This window comes from Rhodococcus daqingensis (assembly GCF_042665615.1).
GTDB lineage: Bacteria > Actinomycetota > Actinomycetes > Mycobacteriales > Mycobacteriaceae > Rhodococcus_G > Rhodococcus_G daqingensis.
Genome location: NZ_JBHTCS010000009.1, coordinates 488,803 through 507,138, shown reverse-complemented (window position 1 = coordinate 507,138; position 18,336 = coordinate 488,803). Strand labels below are relative to the sequence as shown.

General features: G+C 71.0%; 15 protein-coding genes. 8 read left to right on the top strand and 7 right to left on the bottom strand.

Features of this window, described 5'->3' with window-relative positions; all coding sequences use genetic code 11:
- Positions 1–12: 12 nt before the first annotated feature.
- Both ACFQS9_RS06910 and ACFQS9_RS06905 read right to left on the bottom strand, forming a co-directional pair.
- Positions 13–507, bottom strand: a complete 495-nt coding sequence (locus tag ACFQS9_RS06910; protein WP_378402821.1) for a hypothetical protein — start codon at positions 505–507, stop codon at positions 13–15.
- Between the two features lie 195 nt (positions 508–702).
- Positions 703–1,344, bottom strand: a complete 642-nt coding sequence (locus ACFQS9_RS06905; RefSeq protein ID WP_378402819.1) for a TetR family transcriptional regulator — start codon at positions 1,342–1,344, stop codon at positions 703–705.
- 90 nt (positions 1,345–1,434) lie between these two features.
- Between ACFQS9_RS06905 and ACFQS9_RS06900 the strand changes: the two genes are divergently transcribed.
- A complete protein-coding gene (locus ACFQS9_RS06900; RefSeq protein WP_378402817.1) occupies positions 1,435–2,202 on the top strand; it encodes an SDR family NAD(P)-dependent oxidoreductase in 768 nt (255 codons plus the stop codon).
- Between the two features lie 35 nt (positions 2,203–2,237).
- On the top strand, positions 2,238–2,849 hold the full coding sequence (locus ACFQS9_RS06895; protein WP_378402815.1) for a TetR/AcrR family transcriptional regulator: 612 nt from the start codon (positions 2,238–2,240) through the stop codon (positions 2,847–2,849).
- A 6-nt stretch (positions 2,850–2,855) separates the two neighbouring features.
- On the opposite strand, the gene ACFQS9_RS06890 is transcribed toward ACFQS9_RS06895, so the two are convergent.
- Together ACFQS9_RS06890 and ACFQS9_RS06885 are read right to left on the bottom strand one after the other, a co-directional pair.
- The gene (locus ACFQS9_RS06890; protein WP_378402813.1) at positions 2,856–3,635 is read right to left on the bottom strand and encodes a DNA-formamidopyrimidine glycosylase family protein; all 780 of its coding nucleotides are present in this window, start codon (positions 3,633–3,635) and stop codon (positions 2,856–2,858) included.
- Positions 3,628–8,151 carry an ATP-dependent helicase gene (locus tag ACFQS9_RS06885; protein ID WP_378402811.1) on the bottom strand — a complete coding sequence of 1,508 codons (4,524 nt, stop codon included), beginning with the start codon at positions 8,149–8,151 and terminating at the stop codon, positions 3,628–3,630. Before ACFQS9_RS06885 ends, ACFQS9_RS06890 begins: the two co-directional genes overlap by 8 nt.
- 85 nt (positions 8,152–8,236) lie before the next feature.
- Between ACFQS9_RS06885 and ACFQS9_RS06880 the strand changes: the two genes are divergently transcribed.
- On the top strand, positions 8,237–9,946 hold the full coding sequence (locus ACFQS9_RS06880) for an alpha/beta hydrolase (protein ID WP_378402809.1): 1,710 nt from the start codon (positions 8,237–8,239) through the stop codon (positions 9,944–9,946).
- A gap of 2 nt (positions 9,947–9,948) precedes the next feature.
- Here ACFQS9_RS06880 and ACFQS9_RS06875 read toward each other — a convergent pair whose 3' ends face one another.
- Together ACFQS9_RS06875 and ACFQS9_RS06870 are read right to left on the bottom strand one after the other, a co-directional pair.
- The gene (locus ACFQS9_RS06875; protein WP_378402807.1) at positions 9,949–10,968 is read right to left on the bottom strand and encodes an acyl-CoA dehydrogenase family protein; all 1,020 of its coding nucleotides are present in this window, start codon (positions 10,966–10,968) and stop codon (positions 9,949–9,951) included.
- A complete protein-coding gene (locus tag ACFQS9_RS06870) occupies positions 10,965–11,582 on the bottom strand; it encodes a TetR/AcrR family transcriptional regulator (protein ID WP_378402805.1) in 618 nt (205 codons plus the stop codon). Before ACFQS9_RS06870 ends, ACFQS9_RS06875 begins: the two co-directional genes overlap by 4 nt.
- 70 nt (positions 11,583–11,652) lie before the next feature.
- On the opposite strand from ACFQS9_RS06870, the gene ACFQS9_RS06865 reads away from it, so the two are divergent.
- The 3 genes from ACFQS9_RS06865 to ACFQS9_RS06855 are packed head-to-tail and all read left to right on the top strand — an operon-like array spanning position 11,653 to position 14,938.
- A complete protein-coding gene (locus tag ACFQS9_RS06865) occupies positions 11,653–12,588 on the top strand; it encodes a patatin-like phospholipase family protein (RefSeq protein ID WP_378402803.1) in 936 nt (311 codons plus the stop codon).
- Complete coding sequence (locus ACFQS9_RS06860; protein WP_378402801.1) at positions 12,585–14,078, top strand: flavin-containing monooxygenase; 1,494 nt, start codon at positions 12,585–12,587, stop codon at positions 14,076–14,078. The genes ACFQS9_RS06865 and ACFQS9_RS06860 overlap by 4 nt, the downstream gene beginning before the upstream one ends.
- Entirely contained in the window at positions 14,075–14,938 is an 864-nt protein-coding gene (locus ACFQS9_RS06855) for an SDR family oxidoreductase (RefSeq protein WP_378402798.1), read from the top strand. The genes ACFQS9_RS06860 and ACFQS9_RS06855 overlap by 4 nt, the downstream gene beginning before the upstream one ends.
- Here ACFQS9_RS06855 and amaB read toward each other — a convergent pair.
- Positions 14,925–16,445 carry an L-piperidine-6-carboxylate dehydrogenase gene (gene amaB / locus ACFQS9_RS06850; RefSeq protein WP_378402796.1) on the bottom strand — a complete coding sequence of 507 codons (1,521 nt, stop codon included), beginning with the start codon at positions 16,443–16,445 and terminating at the stop codon, positions 14,925–14,927. The two genes, ACFQS9_RS06855 and amaB, sit on opposite strands and share 14 nt — an antisense overlap.
- 49 nt (positions 16,446–16,494) lie before the next feature.
- Here amaB and ACFQS9_RS06845 point away from each other — a divergent pair, with 49 nt between their 5' ends.
- Together ACFQS9_RS06845 and lat are read left to right on the top strand one after the other, a co-directional pair.
- The gene (locus ACFQS9_RS06845; RefSeq protein WP_378402794.1) at positions 16,495–16,935 is read left to right on the top strand and encodes an Lrp/AsnC family transcriptional regulator; all 441 of its coding nucleotides are present in this window, start codon (positions 16,495–16,497) and stop codon (positions 16,933–16,935) included.
- Between the two features lie 65 nt (positions 16,936–17,000).
- The gene (gene lat / locus ACFQS9_RS06840) at positions 17,001–18,332 is read left to right on the top strand and encodes an L-lysine 6-transaminase (protein WP_378402792.1); all 1,332 of its coding nucleotides are present in this window, start codon (positions 17,001–17,003) and stop codon (positions 18,330–18,332) included.
- Positions 18,333–18,336 lie beyond the last annotated feature (4 nt).

Here is an 18,336-nt window from a genome sequence, read left to right as displayed (position 1 = left end):
CGGGGCCGGCGGTCAGTGCGTCAGCACGAGCTTGACGGCGACCACCGCGATGGCGACGAAGGCCAACAGGCTGCACGCGACCAGGGTCTGCCTGCTGAGCTTCTCGCCGCGCAGACGGGTCATGACGATGCCGAGGCCGGCGATGCGGCTGACCACCCAGAGCTCGGCGAGCAGCAGCGCGGTCTGCTGCTCGAGCACGCCGAGCGCGTCGAGCCCGACCACCGCCGTGGGAACCACCCCGGAGGTCAGGACCGGCACGGAGTCGCGGAGCTCCTCGAGGTGTTCGGACCGAGTCAGCGGGCGCCCGATACGGGCACTCCTCCCGACGGATTCGGCGAAGGCGTGCGCGACGAAGGTCGACAGCACGGTGCCGATGACGACCAGTCCGGCGCGGGTGGTGCTGGCGTCGTGCAGCGGGATGAGCGCGGCGAGCACCAGGATGTTGCCGTAGACGTACGCGCTGATCCGGCTCGCGGAGTCCTCGACGTCCAGGGGGGTTCGCTCCATGGACGTAGAGCTTTCCACGTCCGGGTGGGTCAACGCGTGCGGACCACGGTCGAGGGAACCGAACGAGCGGCGAGGCCGGACAGGGCCATGGCGGTCAGGACGATGAAGACGAGCGGGAATGTGATCATGGGTCAAGGATCGCGGGCGAACCCTTGAGGCACATCAGCGCCAGGTGTGAACTCGCTGAGAGTCGGGTCAGCCCTGGGGTGGACGCAGCCCGGCGGTGAGCGTCCGGATACAGCGCGCGGCGATCTCGGCGGGCGTCCCGTCGTTTCCGGCCGTGGCATCCGAATCCGCCCAGGTCTGGATGGCGATCCGCATGGCGCTGTTCCCGGCCACCGCCATCATGCGCACGTCCAACGGGTCGGCGTCGGGGCCCATCAGGTCGCGCAGGATCTCGACGAGGGACTCCTCGGTGTCGTTGACGATCCGGAACCAGACGGACTCGAGTCCGGGATCGCCGGGGATCGCGCGGAAGAGTTCGTGCGTCAGCCGGAGCGAATCGAGGCCGGCCTGGTCGGTGCGGGAGAGGGCGCGCCGAGCTGATCGTTCGAGCGCCTCGGCCGCCGGGAGGTTCCGGGGTCCCCGCGCGAGGTCGTGGATCCAGTCCCGCACGCCACCGGCGAGCATCGGGGCGACCGCCTCCTCCTTGGTCCGGAAGTACCGGTAGAAGGTCCGCAGGCTGATCCCGGCGGCGGTGGCGATGTCCTCGGCCGTGACTGCGGACGCCCCGCGGGCGGCGAACAACTCGGCGGCGCAGTGTGCGATCTCGAGCTGGGTCTGGAGCCGCCGTCGCTCGGTGAGAGGGAGGGGGGCTTGTGCGACTGGGTCCGCCATGGTCACCATCATGGCACGTTGTGCCATCTCGGCGTAACGTGCAACTGAGATCGGGAACACAACCTCTACCCAGCAGAAGGAGATCAGTTCATGAACCGCTTCGAGGGCCGCAAGACGCTCATCACCGGGGCCGGGTCCGGCATCGGACAGGCGACAGTTGCCCGGATTCTCGAGGAAGGCGGCGTGGTCGTCGCCGCCGACATCAACGCGGACGGACTCGAGGTCACCCGGCAGCGGGCCGAGGAGGCCGGCACAGCCGACCGCCTGAGCATCACGACCGTCGACATCTCCAACGAGGACTCGGTCCGGGAGAACATCGGTGGCGCCATCGAGCGGCTCGGCGGGCTACAGGTGCTGGTCAACGCCGCCGGCATCCTGCGGGCATCGCACACTGCCGAGACCTCCCTCGAGTTCTGGAACACCGTGGTCGGCATCAACCTCACCGGCACCTTCCTGGTGACGCGGCAGGCGCTGCCCGCCCTGCTCGAGAACGGCCAGGGCGTGGTCGTGAACTTCAGCTCCACCTCCGCGCACTTCGCGCACCCGTACATGGCGGCATACGCGGCGACCAAGGGCGGCATCCGGTCCTTCACCCACGCGATCGCGCTCGAGTACGCCAAGCAGGGGCTGCGTGCCGTGGCGGTCGAGCCCGGTTCCATCGCGTCCGGCATGACCAGCAACCCGGGCTTCCCGGAGGAGGGCGTGGACCCGACCCTGATCGGCAAGCTGTACCCGTGGATCGGCGAGGGCTTCGCGCCGCCGGAGGACGTCGCCGGTGTGATCGCGATGCTCGCCTCCGACGACGGCAAGTTCGTCACCGGCACCGAGATCCGCATCGACGGCGGCACCCACATGTGACGTGCTCGCCGCCCCGAATCCCTAGACTCGGGGCAGTGAGCACCGAACGCCGCAGCTGGGCAGGCACCGACCTGGAACAGCGACAGAGGGCCCGCCGCGAGAAACTGCTCGCGGCGGGCGTCGACCTGCTCGGCGGGGCGGACGGACCGGCGGTCAACGTGCGCGCGGTCTGCCGCGCCGCGGGCGTCACCGAGCGGTACTTCTACGAGAGCTTCGGCGACCGCGAGGAATTCGTCCGCAGTGTGTACGCCGACGTGGGGGAGCGCGCCCGCGAGGCGTTGATCGCCGCGGTCGGCTCCGCCGAGACGCCCCGCGAGCGGGCATCGGCCGCGGTGCTCGCGTTCGTCGAGCTGATGGTCGACCACCCCGAGATGGGGCGGGTGCTCCTGCTCGCCCCGATCACCGAGCCCGCGCTCGGCGGGCGTGGCCTCGAGCTGGCGCCCAGTTTCGTTGTGCTGGTTCAGGATCAACTCGGATCGGTGGCCGACCCGGATGAACGGCAGATGGTCGCCGTCGGGCTCGTCGGGGCCCTGACGAGCCTGTTCATCAGCTACCTCGACGGCACGATCACCACCGACCGCGAGCGGTTCGTCGCCCACTGTGTGGAGCTGTTGACCGGGGCGGGCGAGCGCGTTCCCGGAGCCTGAGCCCGGTCAGCTCTGGCAGCGGGGACAGAAGTAGATGTGCCGTTCGCTCGAGGCGTCCTCACCGAGAACTCCGCCGCGGACCAGCGTTCCACACCGCAGGCACGGCTTGCCGGTGCGCCCGTACACCCAGGACCGCCGGCCGGGCCGTCGATCCCCGGTGGTGGTCCGGGCAACCCGGGACCTGTTGGCCACCATGGTCCGGTGTGCCAGGTCGACCAGCCCCGCCAGGTCCGCAACGGTGCCCACGGGACGCTCCGGGCGCAGTCCGCGCAGGAAACAGAGCTCACTGCGGTACTCGTTGCCGATCCCGGCGAGTACCCGCTGATCGAGCATGGCCAGGCCGACGGGCCGTGCGGGATCCGCGGCCAGATTCGACGCCGCCACGGCGGGATCCCAGTCGGGCCCGAGCAGATCCGGCCCGAGGTGGCCGACCACGAGATCCTCGTCGCCGCGCGGCAGCACCTCCACGATCCCGAGCTGGAATCCGACCGCCACTCGCTTCGCGGTGCCCAGCAGGATGCGCGCCTGCCACGCGGGCCGCCGCCAGCGCGCGCCCACCGGATACACGTGCCAGTCGCCCTCCATCTTGAGGTGGGTGTGCACGCTCTGCTCGCCCACCCGGATCAGCAGGTGTTTGCCGCGGCTGACGACCTCGTCGACCGGTCCGGGGGTGAGATCGACCGTCGCGAAGCGCGGGACCCGGATGTCGCAGACGGTGAGGGGCTCGCCGACCAGCGCCTCGCGAAGCTGCCCCGCGACCCGCCACACCGTGTCGCCCTCAGGCATGGCGGGACCGCTTGCGGAGGCCGCGCGGAGTGGCGGAGAAGCCGGCCTCGACCAGCACCGGCGACAGGCGGCTGGAATGGACGGATTCGCCGTCGACCTTCTCGATGACGATCTTGTCGGCGCCACCCCGATCCACCACCGCGGCCAGGGATTCGGCCGCGCCGTGCAGTGCGCCGGGGTCGTCGGTGAAGGTGAGCACGGTCTTGCCGCCGCGCTCGACGTACAGCGCGAGCTCGCCGTCGACGAGGACCACCAGGGCGCCCGCCTTGCGCCCCGGGCGGTGACCCCCGGCGGCAGCGGGCCAGCTCAGTGCCGCACCGAACGGATTCGCCGGGTCCGTTGCCGCGAGCGTCACCGCGGCGGGCGCGTTGGCCGGCCCGACACGCTCGCCGTACGCCCGCAGCCGGTCGACCACCTCGGAGGTCGAGAACTGTGCGGCGCCAAGGGTGTTGACGAAATATCCGCGGCGGCACCGCCCGTTCTCCTCGAAGCCCCGCAGCACCTTGTACATCACGGCGAACCCGCCCGGAACCGACTCGCTGACCACCGACCCCCGCGTGAGCACCCCGTACCGGTCCAGCAGCACGTCCGCTCGCGCGTGCGCCCGGATGGTGGGGTCCGGTTCGAGTTCGGGCAGCAGCGACCACCTCCCGCCGACGGTCGGCGGCCCGGTCCGGCTCGGCATCGCGGGGCGCGCGAGCGCCCGATAGGGCCGGGCCCGCGGCGCGCGGCGCGGCGTCCGGTGGCTCGGTGCGGAGCGCGACGGTCCCGACAGCAGGGCGCGCAGCGGCGCAAAGGTGTCGTTGCTGAGGTAGCCGGCCCACACCAGGTCCCACAGGGACGCGGCGAGGACGGCGTCATCGGTCGAGCCGATCAGGTCCGAGAGGTTCCGGAAGAAGTAGGCACCCCCGGGGGCCAGCGCGTCGAGGATCTGGCGCTGCTGCTCGGACAGCTCCGCGTCCACGGGTGGGGCCAGCGTGAGCGGTGCGGCGTCGGCAGGGTGCAGGCACACCCAGCCGTCGCTGCCGGAGATCGCACCGGCGCCCGACCACAGCACTTCCCCGGTTGCGGTCAGCTCGTCGAGCATGGCCGGCTGGTAGTCGCGCACCCGCGCGCGCAGGATCATCGGCTCCCAGGCGGAGGCCGGAATCGGGACGCCCGCAAGCTGTTCGATCACCGCGGCCACCCCGTCGATGCCGCGCAGGCCGCCGCCGATGTGCTGCCAGTCCGGCAGGAACCGGCCGAGCGCGGCCGGCTCGACGGGCTCCACCTCCTTGCGGGCCGCGGCGAGCGAACGTCGGCGCAACCGCCGCAGCACCTCGGCGTCGCACCATTCACTTCCGGTGGCGGCGGGCCGGTACTCGCCCTCCAGCACGCGCTTGTCGGCGGCGAGGCGGCGCAACACGTCGCGGACCACGGAGGTCCCGAGGCCGAACCGGGCGGCGGCGTCGGTGAGCGCGAACGGCCCGTGGGTGCGCGCGTAGCGGGCGATGAGATCGCCCAGCGGATCGTCGACGGGTTCGATGAACGCGGCCGGGGTGCCGATCGGCAGTGGCACGCCGAGCGCGTCGCGCATCCGGCTCGCGTCCTCGATCGCCACCCACCACTGCTCGCCCGCGAACCCGACCCGCATGGCCCGACGCTGTGATTCGAGGTCGCGGATCCACGACGCGGCATCGCCGTGCGTGCGGCTCGCGATCTCCGCGTCGGTCAGCGGTCCGAGCAGGCGCAGCAGGTCCGCGACGCCCTCGGCGTCCCGCGCCCGGCGGTCCGGGACCAGGCGTTGGAGCTCGCGTTCGGTGAGGTCGATGACGTCGGCATCGAGCAGCTCGCGCAGTTCCACCCGGCCGAGCAGCTCGGCGAGCAGGGTGGAGTCGAGGGACAGGGCCGCGGCCCGGCGTTCGGCCAGCGGGCTGTCGCCCTCGTACATGAACGCGCCGACGTAGTCGAAGAGCAGCGCGCCTGCGAAGGGCGACGGCGTCGCCGTCTCGACCTCGACGAGCCGGATCTGCTTGCGGCCGATGCCGTCGAACAGCCCGGTGAGCGAGGGCAGGTCGTAGACATCCTGCAGGCATTCGCGGACCGTCTCCAACAGGATCGGGAAGGTCGGGAACTTGCGCGCCACGTCGAGCAGCTGGGCGGAGCGCTGCCGTTGCTGCCAGAGCGGGGCGCGCTTGCCCGGGTTGCGCCGCGGCAACAGCAGGGCGCGGGCGGCACACTCGCGGAATCGCGAGGCGAACAGCGCGGAATTGCTGACCTGCTCGGTGACGATGTCCGCGATCTCGTCGCGGTCGAACACGAACAGCTCCGAGCCGGGCGGAGCGTCTTCGGTGTCCGGTAGCCGCACGATGATGCCGTCGTCGGATGCGGTTGGCGCGGAATCGATCCCGTACCGGTCCTGTAGACGTGCGCCGACCGCCAGGGCCCACGGCGCGTGTACCGGAAGGCCATAGGGCGAGTGCAGCACCAGGCGCCAGTCGCCGAGTTCGTCGCGGAACCGCTCCACCACCAGGGTGCGGTCGGTGGGCACCTGCCCGGTGGCGGTGCCCTGCTCCTCGACGAGGGCGAGCAGGTTCTGGGTGGCGTTGGCGTCGAGGCCCTGATCGGCCAGACGGGCCCGCAGGTCCGGGTCCGCGCCGAGGGACATCTCGCGCAGGAACTCGCCGAGTGCCGCGCCGAGCTCGGCGGGCCGGCCGAGTCCGTCGCCATGCCAGAACGGGAGTCTGCCCGGCAGCCCGTACGCGGGGCTGACGAGGACCCGGTCGTGGGTGATCTCCTCGATCCGCCAGCTGGTGGCGCCGAGCGCGAAGACGTCGCCGACCCGCGACTCGTAGACCATCTCCTCGTCGAGTTCGCCGACGCGCGAAGCTTTCTCGCCGACCATGTACACGGCGAACAGCCCGCGGTCCGGGATCGCCCCGCCGGAGGTGACGGCCAGCCGCTGCGAGCCCGGGCGTCCGGTGAGGACGTCGGCGTCCCGGTCCCAGACCAGCCTCGGGCGCAGCTCGGCGAACTCGTCGGACGGGTAGCGGCCGGCGAGCAGGTCGAGGGTGGCGTCGAAGGCGGATCTCGGCAGGGACGCGAAATTGCCGGTCCGGCGGACGGCGTCGAACCAGGCCTGCACGTCCAGTTGGTCGAGGGCGCAGGCGGCCACCGTGTGCTGCGCCAGGATGTCGAGCGGGTTGGCGGGCACGGTGAGCGCCTCGATCCGTCCCGCGGTCATCCGTTCCACGGTGACCGCGCAGTGGATGAGGTCGGTGCGGTGCTTGGGGAACAGCACGCCCCGGGAGATCTCGCCGACCTGGTGCCCGGCTCGTCCGACCCGCTGCAGGCCGCTCGCCACCGACGGTGGCGCCTCCACCTGCACGACGAGATCGACCGCGCCCATGTCGATTCCGAGTTCGAGACTGCTGGTGGCCACCACGCAGCGCAGCCGCCCGGACTTGAGGTCGTCCTCGATGATGGCGCGCTGGTCCTTGCTCACCGAACCGTGGTGAGCGCGGGCGAGCAGCGGCTCGGCGCCGTGCCCCACCTCGGTGGGGGATCCGATCTGTGCGGCCGGCCCGTGCACCGTCTCGACCGGGGCACCGAGTCGTTCGGTGTAGACCTCGTTGAGCCTGGCGGTGAGCCGCTCCGCGAGCCGGCGGGAATTGGCGAACACGATCGAGGACCGGTGCTCGAGGACTAGGTCGACGATCTGCTCCTCCACATGAGGCCAGATCGAACCCTGCTGCGGGGCAGGGGAACCGGACTCCTCGTCCGGCGTCGTGACGCCCAGCTCCGTCATGTCCTCCACCGGAACCCGCACCGTCAGGTCGAACGTCTTCGGTGAGGGTGGGGAGACGATGTGGATCGGCGCGGACCCGGTGAGGAAGCGGCCCACCTCCTCGTGCGGGCGCACCGTCGCGGACAGCCCGATCCGCTGCGCGGGCCTCGCGAGCATCATGTCCAGCCGTTCGAGCGAGAGGGCCAGGTGCGCACCGCGTTTGGTCGCCGCGACCGCGTGCACCTCGTCGACGATCACGGTCTGCACGGTGGCGAGCGATTCGCGGGCCGCGGAGGTGAGCATGAGGAACAGCGATTCCGGGGTGGTGATCAGGATGTCCGGCGGCTTCCGCACCAGTAGGCGTCGGTCGGCGGGCGTGGTGTCGCCGGAGCGGACGCCGACGGTGATCTCCGGCGGAGTGAGGCCGAGCCGCTTGGCGGTCTGGGTGATGCCGACCAGCGGTGCGCGCAGGTTCCGTTCGACGTCCACCGCGAGGGCCTTGAGCGGTGAGATGTACAGGACCGTCGTGCCGGGCGGACGCTGCTCGTCGTGCGGGCGGGCGGCGAGCCGGTCGAGCGCCCACAGGAAGGCGGAGAGGGTCTTGCCGGAGCCGGTCGGTGCGACGACCAGCGCGTGGGAGCCGTCCGAGATGGCATCCCACGCCCCGAGCTGCGCGGCGGTGGGGGCGGGGAAGGCACCGGCGAACCACTCCCTGGTGGGGGCGGAGAACCTGCCGAGCACCGTGTCCATGGTGTCCATAGTGCCCCGGCCCCCCGACACGGGGCGCACACTGAGGGTGGCGCACCGCCCAGATCACGACCACGTGGAGGTGTCCATGGCGCCGAAGGTCCTGGATTCGCCCGGCGGTCCGCCCACCGCGGGGGTCGACGACGGCGGGCCGCCCGCGTCCGGCGAGCACCGGAGGCTGCTGTACGTCACCCTTCCCGGGTGTTGGGGTGCACTCGTTTTCGCATGCCTGTCGTTCACGCCGTCGCTGCTCCCGCGCGGCGGCCTCCTGCAGGGAGTGGTCGGTGGGATCACCGCCGCGATCGGGTACGGGCTGGGGGTGTTCGCGGCCTTCGTGTGGCGCGCGTTCGCCGACCGAGCGCCTCGGCGTCCCCGACGCGGCGCCTGGCGCGCCTTCCTCGTCGGTGCGGTGGCGCTGTTCGCCGTCTCGTTCGGTGTCGGGCAGTACTGGCAGCACCAGATCCGCGCGTTGATGGGAGTCGCCGAGTACAGCATTCCGCTCGTGGTTCTCGCGCCATTCATCGCAGCGGCGGTGTTCTGCGTCCTCCTGGCGGTCGGGCGCGGCATCCGCGGCCTGTATCGCTGGAGCGCGGGGCTGCTCGACCGGTGGATCGGGAGGCGGGCGGCGACCGTTCTCGGGTGGTTTCTGGTCGCCGGACTCGTCTACGCGGTGGTCTCGGGGGTGCTGCTCGGCGGCCTCGTCGGCGTTGCGAACGGGGCCTTCTCGTTGCGCGACACGAAGACCCCCGAAGGCGTGCAGCAGCCGGTGACCGGCCTGCGATCGGGTGGCCCCGGATCGGTGGTGCCGTGGGATTCGCTGGGGTGGCAGGGGCGCAGCTTCATCGGTGCAGGCCCGTCCACCGATCAGATCGACCAGTTCGCCGGCCACCCGGCTATGGAGCCGATTCGCACCTACGCCGGTCTGGCGTCGTCGGCGGACTCCGAGTCCCGGGCGGCGTTGGCGGTCGAGGACCTCACCCGCGCCGGAGGTTTCCAGCGCGCCAACCTGCTCGTGGTGACGACGACCGGGAGCGGCTGGGTGGACCCGGCCCTGGTGGACACCTTCGAGTACCTCACCGGTGGCGACGCCGCGACCGTGGCGATCCAGTACTCGTACCTGCCGTCGTGGATTTCGTATCTGGTCGACCAGTCGAAGGCCCGGGAAGCCGGGCGCGATCTGTTCGACGCGGTCTACGACGTGTGGTCGAAACTGCCGCAGGACGACCGTCCCCGGCTGTTCGTCGCGGGGGAGAGCCTGGGTTCGTTCGGCGGCGAGACCGCCTTCAGCGGTGAGTACGACCTGCGCAACCGCACCTCGGGAACGTTGTTCGCCGGCCCTCCCAACTTCAACACCCTGTTCCGTGAGTTCAGCGATCGGCGTGATGCCGGGAGCCCGGAGGTCGAGCCGGTGTACAAGGACGGGCGAACGGTGCGGTTCAGCAACGACCCCGAGAGCGGAATCCCTCCGTCGGGGCGGCCGTGGGACGGCAGCCGGGTCCTGTACCTGATGCACCCCTCCGACCCGATCGTCTGGTGGAGCCCGAACCTGATCCTGAGCGAGCCGGACTGGATCGGTCAGCCGCCCGGGCGGGACGTGCTCGAGGAGATGGTCTGGATCCCGTTCGTGACGTTCTGGCAGATCACCGCCGACCTGCCGTTCTCCACAGGCGTTCCGGGTGGTCACGGCCACAAGTACACCGGCGGGTACGTCGACGGATGGAATGCGGTCCTGCAACCCGCGGATCTCACCGCCGAGCAGCTCGCCACCCTCCGAACCGTCATCGGCGCCGGCGGGTAGCGTCAGCCGGCCGCCCCGCCGAGTCGATCCAGCAGCGCCGCGCGCATCTGCGGCCTCGAGGCCGCCACCAGCGTCAACGTCGCCTCGCGCATCAGCCGCTCCGCGGTGGCCCCGCTCACCGCCGCGGAGCTGCCCGTGGCCGTCACCAGCGCGGCCGCGGCCCGGATCGCCAGTTCCGACGCCTGCGCGCGCGCCACGAAGAGGTCGAACCCGCCGCCGAGCGCGGCGTCGAGGTTCGCCCGCACCGCCGAGGCTTCCGCCGCGAACCCGGTGGTGTCCACACCCCTGTCGGTGAGCTCGGTGAGGCAGCGCCGGACGACGCCCATCGCCATGCACGCGTTGAGCCAGGACCCGAATCCCTGACCCGCCGTGAACTGCTCCTGGGTGACCACCGCGCTCACCCGCTCGTCCGGCACCTCGAAACCGTCGAAGCGCATGCGGACGGTGTTGCTGCCGCGCGCGGCGATCAGCGGCAGCGCCTCGATCGACAGGCCCTCGCCGGGCACCGCGTCGACGATGGCGTGCACGATCGAGTCGTCGAACTCGTCGCGGGCGCTCAGCTGCAGGATGTCCACGATGCCCCAGCCGGTCACGAAGGGCGCCACACCGTCGAGCACGTATCCGCCGTCGACGCGGCGCGCGTACAGCAGCGGCGGCTGCGGGATCGCGCCCGCGAAGGCGACGCCCGCCCGGACCGATCCGTCCATCAGGCCGTCCCAATACTCATCGCGCAGATCATGATTCGGACTCGCCGCCAGGCCGGCGACGACGCCGTGATGCTGCAACCACGTGAAACATGTGGCGAGGCAACCACCGCACAGGGTCTCCACGACCGCCACCAGGTCGTCGAGGCCGAGCCCGGGTCCGCCGAACTCGGGCGGTGCGGCGATCCCGTAGAACCCCTCGGCCGCCAGCGCCTCGAAGTGGCTGAGCGGGATCTCGCCGTCGGCGTCGACGCTGTCGGCGGCGGGGAACAGCACATCCTCGGCGATCTCGCGCGCGAGCTCGGGCCAGTTCGTCACGCCTGTGAGGGTAGATCCGTCGAGCCGGCAGCGGTGAGAAGCGCGCGGAGGTTTCGGGTGACGATGCCCGTCGAGATCGTCGGGTCGATGGCGCGCTGGATGCCGAGGCCGACGCCCATGCTGAGGACGCTGGTCGCGGCGTCGTCGACCGACATCGGCAGGGTGACCTCGCCGGAGGCCACGAGCGCACCGAGCATGGCGGCCACGATGCCGCGCGCCATGCCGAGGCTGGACACGAGGGCGGCGCGCAGCTCCGGGTCGTGGCGCGCCAGCACGATGAACTCGAACTCGAGTGTCGTCCAGCCGACGTCGCCGAGCGTCCGCTCGGCCCAGTTCTCGAACGCCGTCAGCCGTTCCTCCAGCGGTGCCTGCCGCGACATCACCTCGGCCACCTCGGCGCCCTTGGTGACGTGGATCAGCTGGAGCACCTCTAGGCACAGCTCGTTCTTGTTGCGGAAGTTGGAGTACACCGCACCCTTGGAGTAGCCCGCCTCCTCGGCGACCTTCTCGAGCGAGGTCGCGGCGTACCCGTCAGCGAGGAACAGGTCGCGCGCGGTCGCAATCAGGTCGGCCCTGGTCTTGGCCTGACTCTCCGACCTGGTCATTCGCGCCATCGCAACTCCGTTCCGAGAAAACTCCAGATTTGGTATACCCATCGTATTCGAATACTGCTAGTTTCTGAATATGACTTCGAGTGACAGACAACTTCGTCGGGGCCTGGTGATCGGCTGCGGCGGGACCCTGGGCGCGGCGTGGACCGTCGCGGCGCTGGCCGCGGTCCGCGACGAGCTCGGCTGGGACCCCCGCGAGGCCGCGGTGCTCGTCGGTACGTCGGCAGGCGCGGAACTGGTGACCATGCTCGGCAGCGGGGTGGGGGTGGACGAGCTGCTCGCGATGCAGCTGGGGGAGCAGGTCACCCATCCGGCGCTGCGCGGTCACCTCGCCGACGCCCCCGGCCGGATGCCGCCGCTGCCGCGGTTCGGACTCGGCTCGCCACGGCTGGCGCGCGCAGGCCTGCGCCGCGAGGTCGCGCCGGTGACGGCGCTGAGCGGGCTGCTGCCGCCCGGTGGTGGGGACGCGGGTTGGCTGCACCGGCTCGCGCTCGGCATGGCCCCGGGTCGCATGTGGGTGTCCCACCCCGCGACCTGGCTTGTCGCGATGGATTACGACAGCGGAGAGCGCGTCGCGTTCGGCTCGCCTGGTGCCCCGGAAGCGACTCTCTCGCAGGCTCTTCGGGCCTCCTGGGCGATCCCGGGCTGGTTCCCGCCCGTGCGGGTCGGCGACCGCCGCTTCGTCGACGGGGGCGCGGCCTCGACCGCGTCCGCGGACCTGGTCGCACCGCTCGAACTCGACGAACTGGTGGTGCTGGCGCCGATGGCCTCCACCGGACGGGTCCCCGGCCGCGGCGCAGCCCGCGCCGAGCGCCTGGTCCTGCGCGGCTGGATGAGCGCGGGCCTGGACGCGGAGGTCGCCGCCGTCGAGGCGGCGGGCACCCGGGTGATCCGGCTCGACGCGACCGCAGAGGACCTGGCCGTGATGGGCCCGAACTTCATGGACGACCGCAGGCGCCTGGCCACGTTGGAGGCCTCCCTGCGCACGACGCGAAAGGCACTGTCATGACACAGACATCGACCCAGCACTTCGAGGTCCTCATCGTGGGGGCCGGGATCTCCGGGATCGGTGCCGCGATCACCCTGCGGCAGATGGGGATCACGGACTTCGCCATCCTGGAGAAGGGTGATTCGCTCGGCGGCACCTGGCGAGACAACGACTACCCCGGGTGTGCCTGCGACGTCCCCTCGGGCCTGTACTCGTTCTCGTTCGCGCCGAACCCGGAGTGGACCCGGCTGTTCGCGGGCCAGGACGAGATCCGCCGGTACATCGACCGAACCGCCGCCGAACACGGCGTCGGCGACCACGTGCGCTTCGGAACCGAGCTCGTCCGCGCGGACTGGGACGAATCGGTGCACCGCTGGGTGCTGCAGACCTCGAACGGCACCTTCACGGCGAACTCGGTGGTGGCGGCCGCCGGCCCCTGGAACGAACCGCTGGTGCCGCAGATCCCGGGCCTGGACACCTTTGGCGGCAAGGTGTTCCACTCCTCGCGGTGGGATCACGACTACGACCTGGCGGGCAAGCGTGTCGCCGTCGTCGGCACGGGGGCCTCCGCGGTGCAGTTCGTACCCGCGATCGCGCCCCTGGTCGAGGAGCTGCACCTCTACCAGCGCACGGCTCAGTGGGTGCTGCCGAAGCCGGACCATCACGTCCCGAAGGCGGAACGATGGGTGATGCGGCGGGTTCCGGGTGCGCACCGCGCGCTGCGGGCGATCGAGTACTCCATCATGGAGGCGCTCGGGCTCGGGTTCCGGCACCCGTGGATCCTGCGGATCGTTCAGCAGATCGGCAAGGCGCAGTTGCGCGCCCAGGTCCGTGACCCAGAACTGCGCAAGGCGCTCACCCCCGACTACACCCTCGGATGCAAGCGGCTGCTGCTGTCGAACTCCTACTATCCGGCGCTGACCCGCCCCAACGTCGAGGTGCACGCGAATGCGGTGACGGCCATCAGGGGCAACACCGTGATCGGGGCCGACGGTGCCGAGCGGGAGGTCGACGCCATCATCTTCGGCACCGGCTTCCACATCCTCGACATGCCGATCGGGGGCAAGGTCTTCGACGGAGAGGGCCGCAGCCTCGACGAGCACTGGAAGGGCAGCCCGCAGGCCTACCTCGGCACCACCATCGCCGGCTTCCCGAATGCCTATGTGCTGCTGGGCCCGGCGCTCGGGACCGGCCACACCTCCGCGTTCATGATCCTCGAGGCGCAGCTCGGCTACGTCGCCAAGGCGATCGCGGCGGCCAGGGAGAGCGGCTGGACCCGGATGGTGCCCCGACCCGATGTGCAGGCGGCGTTCAATGCCGAGGTGCAGCAGGCGCTGGCCACCACCGTCTACAACGCAGGCGGATGCCAGAGCTACTTCCTGGACGTCAACGGGCGCAACAGCTTCAACTGGCCGTGGTCCACGGCGCGGATGCGCAACCGGCTCGGCGAGTTCGACGAGCGTGCGTACGAGACCTCCACCGACCTCCCCACAGAAATGGTGACCCGATGAACCTCACAGCAGAGCAGCGTTACCCCGCGATCGACCTCGCCGGCGCCGTCGTCCTCATCACCGGTGCCGGGCGCGGGATCGGGCGGGCCACCGCGCAGGCCATGGCCGCGCGCGGCGCCAAGGTCGCGGTCGCCGACCTCGATCGCGCCGCGGCCGATGAGGTGGTGGCCGAGATCGGTTCGGCGGCACGGGCATACACGCTGGACGTGCGGACGCGGGCGTCCTGGGACGCCTGCGTTGCGGCCGCCGTCGCCGACCTCGGTCCGATCGACGTCCTGGTCGGCAATGCCGGCGTGATGCCGGTGGCCCCGTTCCTCGAGGAGCCGGACGAGATCGGCGAGGCGACGATCGACGTGAACGTGTGGGGGCTGATCCACGGCATGCGGGCGGTGGCGCCCGGGATGATCGAGCGCCGTCGCGGCCACATCGTCAATGTCGCCTCGCTCGCCGGGAAGATCGCCATCCCCGGGCTGGCCGTGTACAACGCCAGCAAGTTCGCCGCCGTGGGCCTGTCCTCGGCGGCGCGGCTGGAGTTCGCCGACCACGGGGTGAGCGTGTCGACGGTGCTGCCGAGCGCGGTGCGCACCACGCTGACCTCGGGGCTGCCGCTGGGCAAGGGGCTGCCCACGGTGGACCCGGAGGACATCGCCGCGGCGGTGGTGCGGACCTGCCGCACCCGGCGCGCGCAGACCCCGGTGCCCGGCTACCTGGCCGCCCTCGACGTCGCGCTCGCGCTGGCGCCGGAGTCACTGGTCGGGTTGGTCCGCAAGGCCGTCGGCGGCAACCGGGCGGTGACGTCCGTCGACTCGGCCGGCCGGGCGGGCTACGACGAGCGGGTGAAGTCGATCACCCGAACCTGACGCCCTGCGCGAGAGGAAGCTGATCGGAGTAGTTGACGGTGTTGGTGGCCCGGCGCATGTACGCCTTCCATGCGTCGGACCCCGACTCGCGGCCGCCGCCGGTCTCCTTCTCGCCGCCGAACGCGCCGCCGATCTCGGCCCCGGAGGTGCCGATGTTCACGTTGGCGATCCCGCAATCGGAGCCGTCGGCGGCGAGGAAGCGCTCGGCCTCGCGCTGGTCCATGGTGAAGATCGCGGACGACAGGCCCTGCGGCACATCGTTGTGCAGGGCGATCGCCTCGTCGAGTGTCTCGTAGGTGAGCACGTAGAGAATCGGGGCGAAGGTCTCCTCGCGCACCACCGCCGTCTGGTCGGGCATCCGGACCAGCGCGGGGGTGGCGTAGTGGCCGCCGCCCGACTCCACCCGTTCGCCGCCACACGCCACGATGCCGCCGTCCGCTCTGGCCTTGTCCAGCGCCGCCTGCATGGCCTCGAACGCGGTGCCCCGGATCAACGGGCCCACCAGGACGCCGTCCTCGAGCGGGTTGCCGACCCGCAGCTGGCCGTAGGCCTTTGCGATCCGGTCCACCACGGCGTCGGCGATCGAGGAGTGCACGATCAGCCGGCGCAGGCTGGTGCACCGCTGGCCCGCCGTGCCCGCCGCGGAGAACACGATCCCCCGCACGGCCAGGTCGAGGTCCGCCGACGGGGCGACGACGACCGCGTTGTTGCCGCCGAGTTCGAGCAGGCACCGGCCGAAGCGCTGCGCGACCCGCGGCCCGACCTCCCGGCCCATCCGCACGGAACCGGTCGCGCTGACCAGTGCGACCCGCGGATCGTCGACGAGTTGCTCGCCGACCGGTCCGGCGCCGAGCACCAGGCGGTGCACCCCGGTGGGCGCGCCGACGTCTTCGGCGGCCCTGCGCAGCAACGCATCACACGCGATCGCGGTCAGGGGGGTCAGCTCGGAGGGCTTCCACACCACGGTGTCCCCGCAGACCAGGGCGACCGCGGTGTTCCAGGACCACACGGCCACCGGGAAGTTGAACGCGGAGATCACCCCGACCACGCCCAGCGGATGCCAGGTCTCCATCAGCCGGTGCCCGGGGCGCTCGGAGGCCATCGTCCTGCCGTAGAGCTGGCGGGAGAGGCCGACCGCGAACTCGCAGATGTCGATCATCTCCTGGACCTCGCCGAGTGCCTCGGAGGTGATCTTTCCCGCCTCGAGCGTGACGAGGGTGGCGAGGTCGGACTTGTGCTCGGTCAGGAGCTCGCCGAGCCGTCGGACGAGCGCGCCGCGTTGCGGTGCCGGCACGGTCCGCCACCGCGCGAAGGCGTCGTGCGCCTCGGCTATCGCGTCCGCGACCTGTTCGGGGCCGCTGGGCGTCAGGGCGCACAGGACCCCGCCGGTGATCGGCGAGCCTGCGATCAGGGTGCCGTCGGCGGAAGGGTGCTCGTCACGGGCACCGCAAGCGCGCAGCGCCTCCTCGGCCATCGTCCGCAAGGTCTCGGTCTCGGGAAGGTTCATGGTCTCCTCCTGTGCGTGCCTGCTCCAGTGTCCGCTGAGTTAGCCTGCCTTGGTGCCGGACACACTGGACGAGATCGACACCCTGTTGGTGCGTGAACTGATCGCCGACGGCAGGGCGACCCTGGCGACGCTGGCCGAGAAGGCCGGTCTCTCGGTCTCGGCCGTCCAGGCTCGGGTGCGCAGGCTCGAGGCCCGCCAGGTCATCAGGGGCTACTCGGCGAAGGTCGACCCGGAGGCGTTGGGAAACGAGTTGTCGGCGTTTGTCGCGATCACCCCCCTCGACCCGTCCAGCCCCGACGACGCTCCCGCTCGGCTCGAGCACATCCCCGGGATCGAGGCCTGCCATTCGGTCGCGGGGGAGGAGAGCTATGTCCTGCTGGTGCGGGTGGCCTCGCCCCGGGCCCTGGAGGCGCTGCTGCAGGAGATCCGGTCCACTGCCAACGTGCGGACCCGCAGCACCATCATCCTGCAAACATTTTACGAAAGCTGAACATCGTGCAGGCAATTTTTCGTCGCTGGGTGACCTTGGCAGGATTATTCACATAATCTTGAGGTATGAGCACGGCGATCCGGCGTTCTCGGCCCGTCCCCGACCTCGCCCCCGACGAGGTTCACGAGGTGCTGCGGGAGAGCCTGCTGGTCGACGGATTCGATCTGGTCCTCGATCTGGAACGGTCCCACGGCCGTCGGCTCGTCGATCAGCGCGACGGCACCGCCTACCTGGACATGTTCGGCTTCTTCGCGTCCTCCGCGCTCGGGATGAACCACCCGGACCTGGCGACGGACGAGACCTTCCTGGCCGAGCTCACCACCGCCGCCGTGAACAAGCCGAGCAACTCCGACATCTACTCGGTGCCGATGGCAGAGTTCGTGCGGACCTTCGTCCGGGTCCTCGGCGATCCGGCACTGCCGCACCTGTTCTTCGTCGACGGTGGGGCGCTCGCGGTGGAGAACGCGCTCAAGGTCGCGTTCGACTGGAAGAGCCGGACGAATGAGGCCCGCGGGCTCGATCCGGCGCTGGGCACCAAGGTGCTGCACCTGACCCACGCGTTCCACGGCCGGAGCGGGTACACGATGTCGCTCACCAACACCGACCCGAACAAGGTCGCCCGGTTCCCGAAGTTCGACTGGCCCCGCATCGACGCCCCGTACCTCGAGCCCGGCCGCGACGCCGACGAGGCCGACGAACGGGCGCTGACCCAGGCGCGACTGGCGTTCGACCGATATCCAGACGACATCGCGTGCTTCATCGCGGAGCCGATCCAGGGTGAGGGCGGCGACCATCACTTCAGGGCCGAGTTCCTGCAGGAGATGGCGGCACTCTGCCACGAACGCGACGCGCTGTTCGTGCTCGACGAGGTGCAGACCGGTGTCGGACTGACCGGGACCGCCTGGGCCTATCAGCAACTCGGCCTCGTCCCCGACGTGGTCGCGTTCGGCAAGAAGTCCCAGGTGTGCGGGATCATGGCCGGCGGCAGGGTGGACGAGGTGCCCGACAACGTGTTTCGGGTGTCCTCGCGGATCAACTCCACCTGGGGCGGCAACCTCACGGACATGGTGCGGGCCCGCCGCACTCTCGAGGTGATCGAGCGGGACCGGCTGATCGACCGCGCGCGGCTGCTCGGCGTCCACCTGGTCTCGAGGCTCGTCGACCTGGCCGAGCGGCATCCGGCCGTCACCGATCCCCGCGGCCGCGGCCTGATGTGCGCGTTCACGCTGGACTCGACCGACAGACGCGACGCCGTCGTCACCGAGCTACGCGAGCGCGAGCACGTGCTGATCCTGGGGACGGGGTCGCGGGGGATCCGGTTCCGGCCGCCGCTCACGGTGACGGTGGCCGAGCTCGATTCCGCGGTGGACGCGCTGGGCCGGGTGCTCGACCGGTAGCGGT

Bases quoted from the DNA above. Each gene is read 5' to 3' on its own strand.
- ACFQS9_RS06855 (WP_378402798.1), top strand. From the start codon at position 14,075: ATGAACCTCACAGCAGAGCAGCGTTACCCCGCGATCGACCTCGCCGGC.
- ACFQS9_RS06885 (WP_378402811.1), bottom strand. From the start codon at position 8,151: ATGGACACGGTGCTCGGCAGGTTCTCCGCCCCCACCAGGGAGTGGTTC.
- ACFQS9_RS06905 (WP_378402819.1), bottom strand. From the start codon at position 1,344: ATGGCGGACCCAGTCGCACAAGCCCCCCTCCCTCTCACCGAGCGACGG.
- ACFQS9_RS06900 (WP_378402817.1), top strand. From the start codon at position 1,435: ATGAACCGCTTCGAGGGCCGCAAGACGCTCATCACCGGGGCCGGGTCC.
- ACFQS9_RS06865 (WP_378402803.1), top strand. From the start codon at position 11,653: ATGACTTCGAGTGACAGACAACTTCGTCGGGGCCTGGTGATCGGCTGC.
- ACFQS9_RS06890 (WP_378402813.1), bottom strand. From the start codon at position 3,635: ATGCCTGAGGGCGACACGGTGTGGCGGGTCGCGGGGCAGCTTCGCGAG.
- ACFQS9_RS06910 (WP_378402821.1), bottom strand. From the start codon at position 507: ATGGAGCGAACCCCCCTGGACGTCGAGGACTCCGCGAGCCGGATCAGC.
- ACFQS9_RS06880 (WP_378402809.1), top strand. From the start codon at position 8,237: ATGGCGCCGAAGGTCCTGGATTCGCCCGGCGGTCCGCCCACCGCGGGG.
- amaB (WP_378402796.1), bottom strand. From the start codon at position 16,445: ATGAACCTTCCCGAGACCGAGACCTTGCGGACGATGGCCGAGGAGGCG.
- lat (WP_378402792.1), top strand. From the start codon at position 17,001: ATGAGCACGGCGATCCGGCGTTCTCGGCCCGTCCCCGACCTCGCCCCC.
- ACFQS9_RS06860 (WP_378402801.1), top strand. From the start codon at position 12,585: ATGACACAGACATCGACCCAGCACTTCGAGGTCCTCATCGTGGGGGCC.
- ACFQS9_RS06870 (WP_378402805.1), bottom strand. From the start codon at position 11,582: ATGGCGCGAATGACCAGGTCGGAGAGTCAGGCCAAGACCAGGGCCGAC.